This window comes from Psychrobacter aestuarii, from assembly GCF_904846035.1.
Taxonomy (GTDB): Bacteria; Pseudomonadota; Gammaproteobacteria; order Pseudomonadales; family Moraxellaceae; genus Psychrobacter; species Psychrobacter aestuarii.
Map to the genome: position 1 here is coordinate 2,100,810 of NZ_CAJGYT010000001.1, position 13,877 is coordinate 2,114,686.

At 49.5% G+C, this 13,877-nt stretch carries 14 protein-coding genes; 10 read left to right on the forward strand and 4 right to left on the reverse strand.

Annotation, left to right across the window (positions count from 1 at the left end; genetic code table 11):
- Positions 1 to 24 precede the first annotated feature (24 nt).
- Both rpoZ and gmk read right to left on the reverse strand, forming a co-directional pair.
- On the reverse strand, positions 25 to 285 hold the full coding sequence (gene rpoZ, locus JMW05_RS08910; RefSeq protein ID WP_201504946.1) for a DNA-directed RNA polymerase subunit omega: 261 nt from the start codon (positions 283 to 285) through the stop codon (positions 25 to 27).
- 210 nt (positions 286 to 495) lie between these two features.
- Entirely contained in the window at positions 496 to 1,116 is a 621-nt protein-coding gene (gene gmk / locus JMW05_RS08915; RefSeq protein ID WP_201504947.1) for a guanylate kinase, read from the reverse strand.
- Positions 1,117 to 1,314: 198 nt separating this feature from the next.
- Between gmk and ispH the strand changes: the two genes are divergently transcribed.
- The 9 genes from ispH (at position 1,315) to JMW05_RS08960 (ending at position 10,597) form a co-directional block, all read left to right on the forward strand.
- Positions 1,315 to 2,271, forward strand: coding sequence for a 4-hydroxy-3-methylbut-2-enyl diphosphate reductase (gene ispH, locus JMW05_RS08920; protein WP_201504948.1), 957 nt, complete (start codon positions 1,315 to 1,317; stop codon positions 2,269 to 2,271).
- A gap of 323 nt (positions 2,272 to 2,594) precedes the next feature.
- A complete protein-coding gene (htpG, locus tag JMW05_RS08925; RefSeq protein WP_201504949.1) occupies positions 2,595 to 4,556 on the forward strand; it encodes a molecular chaperone HtpG in 1,962 nt (653 codons plus the stop codon).
- A gap of 314 nt (positions 4,557 to 4,870) precedes the next feature.
- Positions 4,871 to 6,352 carry a C13 family peptidase gene (locus JMW05_RS08930; protein ID WP_201504950.1) on the forward strand — a complete coding sequence of 494 codons (1,482 nt, stop codon included), beginning with the start codon at positions 4,871 to 4,873 and terminating at the stop codon, positions 6,350 to 6,352.
- A 172-nt stretch (positions 6,353 to 6,524) separates the two neighbouring features.
- Positions 6,525 to 7,631, forward strand: coding sequence for an S-(hydroxymethyl)glutathione dehydrogenase/class III alcohol dehydrogenase (locus JMW05_RS08935; RefSeq protein WP_201504951.1), 1,107 nt, complete (start codon positions 6,525 to 6,527; stop codon positions 7,629 to 7,631).
- A 116-nt stretch (positions 7,632 to 7,747) separates the two neighbouring features.
- A complete protein-coding gene (gene fghA / locus JMW05_RS08940; protein WP_201504952.1) occupies positions 7,748 to 8,641 on the forward strand; it encodes an S-formylglutathione hydrolase in 894 nt (297 codons plus the stop codon).
- 67 nt (positions 8,642 to 8,708) lie between these two features.
- The gene (gene rpe / locus JMW05_RS08945) at positions 8,709 to 9,404 is read left to right on the forward strand and encodes a ribulose-phosphate 3-epimerase (protein ID WP_201504953.1); all 696 of its coding nucleotides are present in this window, start codon (positions 8,709 to 8,711) and stop codon (positions 9,402 to 9,404) included.
- A gap of 5 nt (positions 9,405 to 9,409) precedes the next feature.
- A complete protein-coding gene (locus tag JMW05_RS08950) occupies positions 9,410 to 9,757 on the forward strand; it encodes a hypothetical protein (protein ID WP_201505584.1) in 348 nt (115 codons plus the stop codon).
- Between the two features lie 87 nt (positions 9,758 to 9,844).
- Complete coding sequence (locus JMW05_RS08955) at positions 9,845 to 10,150, forward strand: hypothetical protein (RefSeq protein ID WP_201504954.1); 306 nt, start codon at positions 9,845 to 9,847, stop codon at positions 10,148 to 10,150.
- A 132-nt stretch (positions 10,151 to 10,282) separates the two neighbouring features.
- Positions 10,283 to 10,597 carry a hypothetical protein gene (locus tag JMW05_RS08960; protein ID WP_201504955.1) on the forward strand — a complete coding sequence of 105 codons (315 nt, stop codon included), beginning with the start codon at positions 10,283 to 10,285 and terminating at the stop codon, positions 10,595 to 10,597.
- Between the two features lie 158 nt (positions 10,598 to 10,755).
- Here the strand turns inward: JMW05_RS08960 and rpmG are convergent, their stop codons facing one another.
- Positions 10,756 to 10,911 carry a 50S ribosomal protein L33 gene (rpmG, locus tag JMW05_RS08965; protein ID WP_068037488.1) on the reverse strand — a complete coding sequence of 52 codons (156 nt, stop codon included), beginning with the start codon at positions 10,909 to 10,911 and terminating at the stop codon, positions 10,756 to 10,758.
- Between the two features lie 38 nt (positions 10,912 to 10,949).
- Positions 10,950 to 11,186, reverse strand: coding sequence for a 50S ribosomal protein L28 (gene rpmB, locus JMW05_RS08970; RefSeq protein ID WP_201504956.1), 237 nt, complete (start codon positions 11,184 to 11,186; stop codon positions 10,950 to 10,952).
- A gap of 515 nt (positions 11,187 to 11,701) precedes the next feature.
- Between rpmB and JMW05_RS08975 the strand changes: the two genes are divergently transcribed.
- Positions 11,702 to 13,777: an Ig-like domain-containing protein gene (locus JMW05_RS08975; protein ID WP_201504957.1), complete on the forward strand. Its 2,076-nt coding sequence runs from the start codon at positions 11,702 to 11,704 to the stop codon at positions 13,775 to 13,777.
- Positions 13,778 to 13,877: the final 100 nt, after the last annotated feature.

Below are 13,877 nucleotides of genomic sequence, written 5' to 3' on the forward strand. Positions count from 1 at the left end.
CAAAAAAACGGTCACCAACAGCACTTAGAAGCTGTGGTCTCCTGACAATGCCAAATCCAGTGAGCTGGTAGCAAAGTTGTGTTCAGGCTGATTGAGGATATCACGGGTGATTTTGCCAGCGGCAATCTCGCGCAGTGCCAATACAGTTGGCTTGTCGTTATCCACCTCAACCATAGGCTCGGCGATGCCTTTTGCTAACTGACGCGCGCGCTTGCTGGCCACCAAAATCAGCTCAAAGCGATTATCAACATTATCCAAACAATCTTCAATCGTCACTCGTGCCATAGATAGCTACCTCGGTTGGTTATATAGACGGTATGTGAGAGGGACCTAAATATCCACAGTCACAAACAAAAAAGCGGTATGAAAAATAGCTAAGGAGTATAACACTTTTTTGCTCAAGGGCGCAGCGGCTTTTTGTGAGTGCGCCCAACTTAGCCCTTTACTTAGCCCTTTAATGGGTGACCCAATCAAGGAGCGAGTATAAAACGCCTTTTACGCCTGCGTGCCAACAAGGGCGGCGATGGTGCTGGCGTAGCGGTCCTGCTGGCGCGCTAAGGTCTGTCTGTCAGCGATGATGATGGCTTTTAGCTCAGCGAGCGCCACTTCAAAGTTGTCATTAATCACCACGTAATCAAAGTTCACATACTGCGCCATCTCAGTGACGGAGCCTGCCAAGCGTTTTTCAATGATTTCTTGTGAGTCTTGACCACGTGCCGATAGGCGCTGACGCAAAGTTGCTACGCTTGGCGGCAAAATAAAAATCATCACCGCATCGACGAAGATTTTTTTGACCTGTAGCGCCCCTTGCCAGTCGATTTCCAAGATGACGTCCACACCTGCCTCTAGCTGCGCACGCACGCTTTGCTCTTTGGTGCCGTAATAATTGTCAAAGACCTTGGCATGCTCCAAAAATTCGCTGTTGTTCACCGCATCGACGAATGCCATCTCAGTAGTAAAGTGATAATGATGCCCATCAATCTCACCGGGGCGCGGGCTGCGCGTGGTGTGTGACACGCTGACGGTCAAGTCATTGGTGGTCGCAATCAGCTGCTTGACCAAAGAGGTTTTGCCTGTACCTGAGGCGGCAGTGATAATAAAAAGTGAACCTGTCATACAAGCTGTCCTAATCAAAGAAAAAATCTAAAATGAAGCGGAATAAACGCCTTGTGCCGCGCAGCACTTTGGGCAGCAAATGACTTGCAATTCAAGCGCATCCGCCCCAAATTATGCTAAAGTAGCGTCGTCGTTATGACGTTCTTGCTGCAACTGTAGTTTGTCATCACTGTAAATTATCCAATGATAGGTCGCCTTATGCAAATTTATCTTGCCAATCCGCGTGGGTTTTGTGCTGGTGTGGATCGCGCCATCGCGATTGTCAACGAAGCCTTGACGCGCTTTGAACCGCCCATTTATGTCCGTCATGAAGTGGTGCACAACAAATTTGTGGTGTCCGACCTTGCCAATCGGGGCGCGGTATTCGTCGAAGAGTTGGACGAAGTGCCCGATGGCGCGATTGTGATTTTCTCCGCGCATGGCGTGTCAAAAGCCGTTGAAGACGAGGCCACCCGCCGCGACTTGACCGTCTTTGATGCCACCTGTCCACTCGTTACCAAAGTGCATATGGAAGTCTCTAAGCTTGCGCATGACGGTATGGATGCGGTGTTGATTGGGCATGAAGGGCATCCTGAGGTTGAAGGCACGATGGGGCGCTTTAGCCGCAAGCACGGCGGCAACATCCATTTGGTCGAAGACGAAGATGACGTGAGCGCGCTGGAAGTCAAAGACGCTGACCGCTTGGCATTCGTTACGCAAACGACCTTGTCCATGGACGATACCGCGCGCGTGATTGATGCGCTGCGTGTCAAATTTCCCAATATCCAAGGACCACGCAAAGACGACATCTGCTACGCGACGCAAAACCGCCAAGACGCGGTCAAAGACTTGGCAAGCCGCTGTGAGGTGGTGCTGGTGGTCGGCTCGCCCAACTCCTCAAACTCCAACCGCCTGCGCGAGCTTGCTGAGCGCATGAACTGCCGCGCCTATCTGATTGACAATGCCAGCGAAATGAACCAAGCGTGGTTTGACGGCGTAAGCAGCGTCGGCGTCACTGCGGGTGCTTCTGCGCCTGAAGTCTTGATTCAAGACGTGCTGAACCAATTGCAAACGTGGGGCGGCGACTTACCAAATGAGCTGTCAGGCATTGAAGAAAACGTGACTTTTAGTTTGCCAAAAGCCTTGCGCATCCCTGTGACGGAGGTCAAAGGGTAAGCGGTTTTAATAAAGTTTAAGACAGTATAAATAAGTCACGTTATACATAAAAAGCAGTGTCCGCTATTGGGCGCTGCTTTTTTTTGCCGTCATAATCCTGCCGAATAACCTCCCGACAATATCTCTATGTCATGCGTTGTCACAATTTTGCGCTACTTTTCTAGGCATCGCGCTTGAATTTTAATCCGCTGACCCTATTTGTATACACAGCACAGTCGCCGATTGTCCGCCCTTTAGGTCATGTTATCGACACATCTCTTGGGCAATAATCATAACGGACACGGCCGCTGGCATTTTTGTCTTATTTTTAAGGAGTTTTTTGTATGAGTGATAATCATCAGGCAGACAAGCAAAATCCTGAGCCAACCAAACACAGCTTTGAAGCCGAAGTCGCGCAGATATTGCATTTGGTGACCCATTCGCTGTATTCAAACGCCGATATTTTTGTGCGTGAGCTGGTCTCAAACGCCTCGGACGCGTGCGACAAACTGCGCTTTGAAGCGACCAATGACGACAGCCTATATGAAGACGATGGCGAGCTGCGTATCCGTATCGACATCGATAATGATGCCAAAACCATCAGCTTCATTGATAACGGAATTGGCATGAATGAGACCGATGCCATCGAAAACTTGGGCACGATTGCCAAATCAGGCACCAAAGCCTTTTTGGACAAGCTGTCTGAATCACAAAAGCAAGACGGTCAGCTGATTGGTCAGTTTGGCGTGGGCTTTTATTCAGGCTTTATCGTTGCCGACACCATCACCGTTGAATCACGCAAAGCGGGCGAGCCTGCGGATAAAGGGGTGCGCTGGGTGTCTGACGGCACAGGTGTATTCACCGTTGAGACCATCGACAAGGCGACTCGTGGCACGACCATCACCTTGCATCTAAAAGACGAATACGCTGAGGGCGAAGACAGCTACCTTGAGCGCAGCAAAATCAAGCGTTTGGTCAACAAATACTCTGACCACATCAGCTTGCCGATTCAGATGCGTAAAGAAGTGTGGCAAGAAGACGTCAGCGAAGATAGCGATGACGAGACGCCAAAAGGCGGCGAAATGGTACTCACCGATGAGTGGGAAACCATCAATAAAGCCAGCGCCCTATGGACACGCAGCGCCTCAGAAGTCGAAGACGACGAGTACATCGACTTTTATAAAAACATCAGCTACGACATGGACGACCCATTAACGTGGACGCACAACCGTGTCGAAGGTCGTGTACAGTACACCCAGCTGCTGTACATCCCCAAAAAAGCACCGATGAACCTATACACCCGCGAGCAGCAGCATGGTCTCAAGCTGTATGTAAAGCGCGTGTTTATTATGGATGACGCCGAGCAGCTGTTGCCGATGTATTTGCGATTCGTCAAAGGGGTGATTGATTCGGCGGACTTGCCGCTAAACGTCAGCCGTGAGCTGTTGCAAGAATCACGCGATGTGAAATCTATCCGCGATGGTAACGCGCGCCGTATCCTAACTTTGCTTGCCAGCCTTGCCAATAGCGAAGATGCCGACAAACAAGCCAAGTTCAGCGAGTTTTACAAAGAGTTTGGCGATGTCATCAAAGAAGGCTTGGGCGAGGACATGGGCAACCAGTCGCGTATCGCCAAGTTGCTCCGCTACACCACGACGACGCATGACGGCTTAGAGACCAGCTTTGCTGACTATAAAGCGCGCATGAAAGACGGGCAAAAAGCCATTTACTACCTGACTGCGGACAATCTCGCTGCCGCCAAAAACAGCCCACAGCTTGAGCTGTTTAAGAAAAAAGGCATCGAAGTTATCTTGATGACCAGCCGTGTGGATGAGTGGGCGATGAACTTCTTGACCCAGTTTGACGACACGCCGCTACAAAACATCGCCAAAGGCGCGGTGGACTTGGGCGACTTGCAAGACGACGCCGAAAAAGAAGAAGCCAGTAAAGCGCAAGAAGCCATGCAGCCTGTGGTCGATAAGCTAAAAACCACGCTAAACGGTCGCGCCAAAGACGTTAAGGTGTCAACGCGTCTGGTAGACAGTCCCGCGTGCTTGGTCGTTGGTGAGGGCGAGCTGTCGCCACAGATGATTCAGATGCTCAAGCAAATGGGTCAAGACGTGCCTGAGAGCCAGCCGACGCTTGAGATTAACCCTGAGCATCCCTTGATTAAAAAGCTGGATGGCAACGCGCAGTTTGACGACTTGGCGCAGGTCATCTTTGACCAAGCCTTGCTCGCGGACGGTGGTCAGTTAGACGACCCAGCGGCGTATCTAAAACGCGTCAATGAACTGTTGATGAAATAATCGTATTTTATAAAGCACACGCATAACAAAGAGGTCTGTTCGCAGGCCTCTTTTTTTTGTATTTTTATGGCAAAAATGCGTTAACGTGAGCAGCCATGCATGAGGTTTCTTTTACGTCTGCGACTTTACAATTTAGCCTTATCCTCTTTACTGACAATCCGTTACAATTTCGTTAGATTGAGCAGATACACTAACCATAATGACAATAAGCGCGTGCGCTTATGCCAGTGTACGCACCCGTAACAAACATGATGCATTGACGATATCGTCGGTGTGGGGCTGTTGTTATTCGACCAGATAGAGGTTCTAAGTCTTTGTCACTTTCGTCATTCAAAACCATCTCATTACAGCGATTTTCGCTGAATTTTGCTGCCAATATCATCGCTGCGCTGTGGATGTTGGTCGGCTCCAGTCGCGCCTTCTCTTGGGTCAAGCCCACCTTTATGCAGTTTGCGGTCTTCGCTTTATTGGCGCTCGGCAGCAATGTGCTGTTTTCGTGGCTCACCGCCGACACAGGCAGCATTTTTAATGAGCAGGGGCTGATTAGCTATCTGATTTGGCCGACCATTATTTTGCTTGGCGGGATTATTTTAGCGCGCCGCTCGGGCAATCAGATGCTGGTTTTTGTGCCTGTGGTGTTGTGGTTGGTCGCAGACAGTCTGCTAGTATTGTTAAAAAGCGCCTTGCAGTTTTTGGGCTTGCGCGGCTGGTTGCCAGAGTGGAGCTATTCGTTTTTGCCGCTGTTATTTTTGGTGCTGTTTGTATGGCAGACTTTGGCGCTGATATGGATTTTTACCCGCCGTATGCGTACGCCGTGGTGGGAGCGCATCATCTTATTGGTCGGCTCAATGGCGCTACTCACCATTTGGCAAAGCAACGTCGCAGACCAGCCGATTTTTAAACCCGTCCTTGTGCAGCCGGTACTGCCTGAGGCAGCACTCTACGCGCAGCCCACACTGCTACAGCAAGCATTGGGCGATATTCGCAGCAGCACCGCAGGGCGCACCGATTGGTATTTTATGGGTGTGGCGGGCTTTTCTGAACAAGACGTGTTTCGCTCAGAGATTGACCATGCGCGCCAGCTGTTTGATGTGCGCTTTGGTACCAGTGAGCATTCTTTGGCGCTGATTAACAACACCTTTAGCTGGATGGATGAGCCTGTCGCCACCAAGACCAGCATCTTACGCGGACTCAAAACCATCGGTCGGCGCATGAACACGGATGAAGACGTGCTGTTTTTGGCATTGTCATCGCATGGCAATCAAGACGTGTTTCAACTCGCCAATCCGCCGCTTGAGATGGAGAATCTGGACCCTGCTTGGCTGCGTGATGCGCTCGATGCGTCAGGCATTCGCTGGCGGGTGATTGTGGTATCGGCGTGCTATTCAGGCTCATTTATTGATGAACTGGCATCCCCGACCACGGTGGTGATTACCGCGTCGGCGGCGGACAAGGCCTCATTCGGCTGTACCAATACCGCGGACATGACCTATTTTGGGCAGGCGTTTTTTGCCGAAGGGCTGCGCAGCAATACCAGTTTTGCCGCTGCCTTTAATGAGGCAAAGGTACGCGTGAGCGAGCGTGAGGGCTTTATGGGCTTTGAACCGTCCGAGCCGCAAATGGTGGTCGGTAGCCTCATGAAAACCGCCTTGCCCGCCTTTGAGCAGGTCTTGTTTGACCAGACGCGCTTGTCACAGCAGGCAGGTGCGCCATTGACCACAGCTGCTGAGCCGCCTGCAAGCATCAATAGCACGGTCACGCCTGCGCCGAGTACGCAGCCCAATGCCAGCCCCTAGCCGCAATACATAAGACCATTAATATGTGACAAGGGCATTTACCAACGCACATACCAAAGTCAAGGTTGAACCTGTATCATGGTAACGAGGCTGAGCAAGGCACCTTGTTTTAAGCCATTTGCTTTTATTATTCATCATAACCAATCATAAATAACGCATAAGGAAACTAAGAATGAAAACCACCGCCGCGATTGCTTGGGAAGCCAACAAACCATTAACCTTGCACGAAGTCGATTTGCAAGGGCCAAAAGACAATGAAGTTTTAATTGAGCTCAAAGCCACAGGCATCTGCCACACCGATTATTACACATGGTCAGGCGCTGACCCTGAAGGGCTGTTCCCTGCGATTTTGGGTCATGAAGGCGCGGGCATCGTGCTGGAAGTCGGCAAAAACGTCAAAAGCCTCAAGCCTGGCGACCATGTGATTCCGCTATACACACCTGAATGCCGCGAGTGTAACTTTTGCTTGCACCCAAAAACCAATCTCTGCCAAGCCATCCGTACCACCCAAGGTCAAGGCGTGATGCCTGATGGTACATCGCGCTTTAGCTTGGACGGTGAGCCGATTTTGCATTACATGGGCACATCGACCTTTGCCCGCCATACCGTATTGCCTGAGATTGCAGTCGCAAAAATCCGTGAAGACGCGCCGTTTGATAAGGTGTGTTACATCGGTTGCGGCGTGACCACAGGCGTGGGCGCAGTCGTTTATAGCGCACAGATGGAAGCGGGCGCGACCGTGGCGGTCTTTGGTTTGGGCGGTATTGGTCTGAACGTCATTCAAGGTGCAAAATTGATTGGCGCGCGCCGTATTATCGGTGTGGATGTTGACCCAAGCCGCGCTGAATGGGGTCGCCGCTTTGGTATGACGGATTTTGTCAATCCAAATGACGTGGACAATGTGGTTGACCATATCGTACAGATGACCGACGGCGGCGTGGATTATTCATTTGAATGTATCGGCAATGTCGAGGTGATGCGCCAAGCACTTGAGTGCGCGCACAAAGGCTGGGGACGCTCGATTGTGATTGGCGTTGCAGGCGCAGGGCAAGAGATCAGCACCCGTCCGTTCCAGCTGGTAACAGGGCGCAAGTGGGAAGGCTCGGCATTCGGCGGCGCACGTGGGCGTACCGATGTACCAACTATCGTTGATTGGTATATGGAAGGCAAAATCGATATCGATTCACTGATTACCCATAAGCTCAAACACGAAGAGATTAACAAAGGCTTTGAGCTGCTCAAAGACCCAAGCTGTATCCGCAGCGTGATTGAGTATTGATAGGACACGCGCGTCTGTATCTGTCCGTTTGCGCCAAATGTGCAGGCGGATAGGTCGTTTGTTATGTCATCATTGATGGTCTTTATTTTTATTGTTTTTATCTAATGAGCGCCCCTATGAGCTATTACGCACGCAACACCTCAAGCCGTTCGACATTGACGCAAGTGAGCGTCAATCGCTGCTTTGACGGCGAGCAGCATTATTATCGTCATCAGTCATCAAGCACCAACACACCGATGACCTTTAGCATTTATTTGCCCGATGAGGCGCTGGCAGGTCGCTTGTGCCCTGCGGTGCTTTATCTGTCAGGCTTAACCTGTAATGCTGATAACGTTACGCACAAAGCGCATTTTCAGCAAAAATGCAGCGAGCTTGGTATGATTTTTATCGCGCCAGACACCTCGCCGCGCTCAGATGCTGAGGGCACTATCGATGTCGCTGATGATGAGCGTTTTTTTGTTGGGCAAGGGGCGGGCTACTACGTCAATGCGACGCAAGCGCCATGGTCTGAGCATTATCAAATGCAAAGCTATATCGTCGATGAGCTGTATGATTTGTTGCGCAGTGAGTTTGCCATCGGCAGCATCGGTATCATGGGACACTCGATGGGCGGGCACGGCGCTTTGCTGCTTGGCTTTACCTATCCGAGCAAGTTTATTAGCGTCTCCGCCATCGCCCCTTTGTGCGCTGCGAGTGAATCAACGTGGGGTGAGGTCGCTTATCAGGCTTACTTTGGCGATGATAAGGACCAATGGGACGCCGCCGACGCCAGCAAAGTCATTACCAAAGCCGGTCGTCAATACAGCCAAATCTTGGTTGACCAAGGCGGTGCAGATGATTTTTATAACCAAGGCGAGCTACAGCCTGAAAAACTGCAAGCCGCTTGCCAAGCTGCTGGGCAGCCGTTGACCTTGCGCTATCAAGCAGAATACGACCACAGCTATTACTTTATCCAAAGCGTCATCGGCGAACACATCGAGCACCATTGGCGAATGGCGCAGTTAAACTGATTTGGGGCTTGATATCCCCGCCCATCGTCATTATGTATACCACCCCAAGACTGAGACGGACTCTGTTATGACAACGACCAACAGCACACAGCCTGAGTATTTAATCGCGCCTTCTATTCTTTCAGCCGACTTTGCCCGTTTGGGTGAAGAGGTCGAAAACGTACTGGCATCGGGTGCCGATGTGGTGCATTTTGATGTGATGGACAACCATTACGTGCCCAACTTGACGTTTGGTAGCATGATTTGCCAAGCGCTGCGTGATTATGGCATCACCGCGCCGATTGATGTGCACCTGATGGTCTCACCTGTCGATAGCATGATTGAGCAGTTTTTGAGCGCAGGGGCGAGCATCATCACCTTTCACCCTGAAGCCAGCCAGCACGTTGACCGCTCATTACAGCTGATTAAAGATGGCGGTGCAGAGTGTGGCTTGGTATTGAACCCAGCCACGCCGCTACATCACTTGGATTATGTGATGGACAAAGTCGACCAAATCCTTTTGATGAGCGTCAACCCAGGCTACGGCGGGCAGTCATTTATCGAAGGCACGCTCGATAAAATCCGTGCGGTACGTCAGCGTATCGACGAGAGCGGTCGCAATATCCGTCTCGAAGTCGATGGCGGCATTAAGGCGAGCAACATCAAAGCGGTTGCAGAAGCAGGCGCGGATATGTTCGTGGCAGGCTCCGCGATTTTTAATCAGCCTGACTACCATGCGGCTATTGATGCCATGCGCGCAGAATTGGCACAAGTACAGGCGTAATCGTGATGCAATCTGATCATAAACCCACGACCGACAATGCCTCTGCCGCCCCGCGTAACGAGCAGCACTTGGTGCCCAAATACATCACCGTTGGCTTGGCGCTATTTTCATTAGTGCTGAGTCTGGCAGGCTACGGCTTTCGCTTGGCAGTCGGGCACGAGCTGGTGGACGTGCTGCGTCATGCTGCTGTGATTGTGCCTGCCTTTACATTGGGCATTCCGCTGCTGTTTTGGCTGGGTGCAAAGCTGTTTAACAAGGTACAAGGCACGCACATTGAGACCCGCAACGCGCTGAGCCTTGGCTGGCTGACTGCGTGTGTGTCCATGCTGTGGCTTATGGGCAGCTACAGCTAGCAGTGGCACACGTTCGTTGACGCGGCTGTCAATCATCGATAACAAACCTCCTTTTATCGTTTAAAGATAGGGGAGCTGGGCGAGACTATGACATTATCAAAACTGACCGACACCTTATTTCCAAAAGAGATTCCCAAAGTACTGATTTTTATGCTGATTATTGGCTGCTTGCTTTTGGGCTTAGGGTCATTGAGGCGCGGCGCGGACATGCAAGGCTGGCTCAACGTTATTGAAAACTGGCTATTGATGCTGCTCATTTTACCGACAGCCATCACCACTTTGGCACTGCCGTTTAAATATCGTGACCCCAGCTTTGATTTAAAGCTCACGTATTACATGGGTATGTTCGTGGCGTTTTTATTCACATTAGGTAAGCTGCGTTATTGGCATTAGCCATAGGGGTTGGCAATAAAGGGTGCGCTGCCCTTGAATTTTAAGCACAGCGTAACCACCTATGAGCTATGATGAGTTAACCTGTATTCAGTAGCGCTGGTTTGTTACTGTCAGGATAATAAGGAAAGGCTTATGTCCTATTATGATTTTGAAAACGAGATAGAAGTGGATAACGATACCAAAGACGCGCACGCAGGATTTGCTAAAGAGACCACCCTTGAGCTGGTTGAAGCCGACGATGGTACGCTGCTGCTTCGTGACGCCAGTACCGATGACGCCCCGCTGATGAGTATTGATTTTTCAGATCAGCTGAAAGAAATCATGGGTAACGACACCCAGCTGATAGGTCAGCATATGATTCATGCGGCGATTCAGGTCATTATGCAAAAGCAAATGAGCCAGTGGCACGCTCGCGTCTATGACAAAGAGCCTGAGCATTACAGCTAATGCTATTATAAAAACACACGCATAAAAAAGGGCTTATCTGATGATAAGCCCTTTTTTATTGGCGTATGCTTGGCGCATCTTATACAAATCTGAGCCAAACACACTGCCGAAGCGGTAACGCTTAACGATAATCAGCAAGGCCAATTATCAGTAAAGCATTACTTGATTTTCGCTTCTTTAAAAATCACGTGCTGGCGAATTTTTGGATCAAACTTTTTGATTTCCATTTTGCCAGGCATTGTGCGTTTGTTTTTGGTGGTGGTGTAGTAGTAACCAGTACCCGCGGTAGACACCAACTTAATTTTATCTCTCATGATAGCTTTCCTTTCAATAATGGCATGCAGCGCGTGGTTTAGATTTTTTGACCTTCGGCGCGTAGATCGGCCAATACTTTGTCAATACCATGCTTATCAATGATACGCATACCTTTACTAGAAACACGTAGGCGCACAAAACGGTTTTCAGATTCTACCCAAAAACGATGGTTGTGTAGGTTTGGTAGAAAGCGACGACGGGTTTTGTTGTTTGCGTGCGAAACATTATTACCCACCATAGGGCGCTTTCCAGTCACTTGGCAAACTCGAGACATGGCGAACTCCTAATTTGTGAGGTATGAGATACTCATACCAGTCTGGGCAAGTTGCGCTTTTTTGCGGCATGGACACAGCAAGCGGGCACATTGCACCAAACAAAACTATATGAAGATTGAGCTGGTATTTCTGTCATCTAAAGGCAAATTACAGATGCACCAATTCAGAAAATTTTAAAGCCGACATTTATACCACATAATCCTAAAATACTCAAATTATTTTACAGTTATCGTCCTGTTGCCAGTGACAAAACGATGCGGTGTCAGCCCGTGTTATCTTATCGATTTACGACAGTTTTAGGTTGTAAGTTATAACAAAAGTCAGTAAAGTTACTGTTATAATTTTCACACAATATATTAACAAGAATGACATAGCAGTAATCTCATTCTTAGACGTTTTTTATTTGAGCGTGCCCAGTTGTATGTGCATAACATACATCACTGCGCCGCAGCGGAGTATCAACATGCGATATGGTATACGCCCAGTAGGGTCAAAGACTTTTGGATTCACAAGCTTGGTACTGGCTTTGGCCTTGGCAGGCTGCGGTGGTGGCGGTGGAAACGACTCTATCAAGCCTGAGCCAGACTTAGGACCGATAGGCGGCGGTAGCGGTACGCCAGGTGATGGTACGCCCGGCAGCACCAATGCGCTAAACATCAACAGCAGCACGCTACTTGATACCAGTGGCAATACCATCAGCGCTGTAGGCATCAATGGTGCCTATTATCAAGTCACGGTTACCGATGCAACAGGCGCACCTGTACCTAATGCGAAAGTCAGCTTTGCCATTGATGCCACTGGGGTCAGCTTGACCCAAAGCACTTCAGGCTCGGTACTGACAGACAGCGATGGTCAGGCACGGGTGTTTTTAAAGCCAGACAGTCCTGCTGTGTCAGGGGCGTACACCGTAACGGCGACCGCTACCTTTAATGGCAACACCGCAACATCGAGCAAAACCTTTTCGGTACAAGCCACCAATGTTAGCGTTGTCGATTTGCGTGCAGACAATAGCGCCTTAGAATCAGGCGCTCAGACCTCTGTGTCACTTAAAGTCACGGACAATACGGGTGCTGCGCTAAATGGCGTATTGGTCAATCTAGATGCCAGCTGTGGTCAATTGCCAGCGCAGATGGTTTCAGATACCAACGGTATGGTTGAGGTGGTATATAAAGCCATCAATGAAAACAACACCCTATGTAGTGGTCCTGTGACCCTCACCGCAAGTGCTGGCAACAGCACCCAAACGACCAACATCAATGTTGCGGCACCGCAGGCGACCTCAATTGTATACACTTCAAGTGAGTTGACATTGGGTATCGCCAACAGCGGCTCATCGTCGAGCGGTACGGTTGAATTTACCGTGTACTCTAATACCGCGCCCCTTGCCAATGCAGAAGTGATTCTGTCACTAGAAAAATCACCTCTTGGCTTGTCTTTTGGTCAACTGGGCAGTACCGCTGATGTCATTAGAAAGACAGATGCCAATGGCAATATCTCAGTCAATATCTATCCAGGTTCAACCCCAGGACCTGTCGAGATTAAAGCATCGCTCGCCAGCGATACCCGCATTAATGCCTTATCAAAGGGCATCTCTATTGCCAGCTCACGTGTGACCCAAGATGGATTGAGCATCTCGCAAGAAAGAAATGTACTTGATTGGAGCATGGATGGTGACAGTACAGATATTGTTGTTCGCATGGTGGATCGTAATGGCAACGCAGTGCCTGATAATACCGTGGTTAACCTAACGGCAGAAGGCGGCAAAGTATCTCCTGCGCAGTGTCTGACCGATAACGGTCAGTGTACCGTGAGCTTTTCAACACAGAACCCGCGTCCAGGTGATGGGCGTGTGAGCATTCTAGCAGTTGCCGAAGGTGAGAAAGCGTATATTGACAATAACCGTAACAACGCATGGGATCGCGGTATAGATACCTTGGTACACAACATCGGCGATACCTTCCGTGATGACAATGAAAACAACATTTTTGATAGTGGCGAGTTTATTTACCCGCTAACCACACAAGCCACAGGTGTTTGTGAAAACAATCTTGATCAGTTTATTCAGTTGAAGTTCCCGACTGCTAGCGTGAGCAAGAAAGATACTTATAAGCAAAGTTATATCAATAGTTTTGTTAATCCTAATATTGATAATACTTGCAATTCAGATCTAGATGCAGTGGTGCGTTATCAATCTATCCAGCTACTCTCTGATGGCAGTAGTGCACGTTTTACTTTAGTGAATAGTATTGGTTTACCTTTAGGCTTACAGGCTGTGCGTGCTTCTGATACATTCGTTAATGTTCGTATAAATAGTGGTGGTTTTTATGACTTGAACCCAATGCCATCAGGTACGACCATTGCTGCTACTGTAACAGATAAAACAGATGGCCCTACTAGCGGAAGCTGCAAAGTAGAAATGATATCAGGCTATAGCAAGGTGCCTGCCCTGGTGAATACTGGTTCGCTAGGACAAAATTTAGGTACGATTACAGGCTATGCTCTTACAGAGTGCGAAGCCGGTGACTATTTCAAAGTTACTGTCAACACACCGAAAGGTAATAATTTTACACGTACATATATCATCCAATAAGCCAATAGCGTCTCACCCAAAACCCCGACCCTGCGTTGGGGTTTTTTGTAGCGCTCCTGATGCCAAAATGCTAAAAAGCGCAAACATCCTCAGCAAAAAA

Excerpts from the sequence above, each read along its gene's own strand:
- rpoZ (WP_201504946.1), bottom strand. The coding sequence starts at position 285 with ATGGCACGAGTGACGATTGAAGATTGTTTGGATAATGTTGATAATCGC.
- JMW05_RS08960 (WP_201504955.1), top strand. The coding sequence starts at position 10,283 with ATGTCCTATTATGATTTTGAAAACGAGATAGAAGTGGATAACGATACC.
- rpmB (WP_201504956.1), bottom strand. The coding sequence starts at position 11,186 with ATGTCTCGAGTTTGCCAAGTGACTGGAAAGCGCCCTATGGTGGGTAAT.
- JMW05_RS08950 (WP_201505584.1), top strand. The coding sequence starts at position 9,410 with ATGCAATCTGATCATAAACCCACGACCGACAATGCCTCTGCCGCCCCG.
- rpmG (WP_068037488.1), bottom strand. The coding sequence starts at position 10,911 with ATGAGAGATAAAATTAAGTTGGTGTCTACCGCGGGTACTGGTTACTAC.
- gmk (WP_201504947.1), bottom strand. The coding sequence starts at position 1,116 with ATGACAGGTTCACTTTTTATTATCACTGCCGCCTCAGGTACAGGCAAA.
- ispH (WP_201504948.1), top strand. The coding sequence starts at position 1,315 with ATGCAAATTTATCTTGCCAATCCGCGTGGGTTTTGTGCTGGTGTGGAT.
- htpG (WP_201504949.1), top strand. The coding sequence starts at position 2,595 with ATGAGTGATAATCATCAGGCAGACAAGCAAAATCCTGAGCCAACCAAA.
- fghA (WP_201504952.1), top strand. The coding sequence starts at position 7,748 with ATGAGCTATTACGCACGCAACACCTCAAGCCGTTCGACATTGACGCAA.
- rpe (WP_201504953.1), top strand. The coding sequence starts at position 8,709 with ATGACAACGACCAACAGCACACAGCCTGAGTATTTAATCGCGCCTTCT.
- JMW05_RS08935 (WP_201504951.1), top strand. The coding sequence starts at position 6,525 with ATGAAAACCACCGCCGCGATTGCTTGGGAAGCCAACAAACCATTAACC.
- JMW05_RS08955 (WP_201504954.1), top strand. The coding sequence starts at position 9,845 with ATGACATTATCAAAACTGACCGACACCTTATTTCCAAAAGAGATTCCC.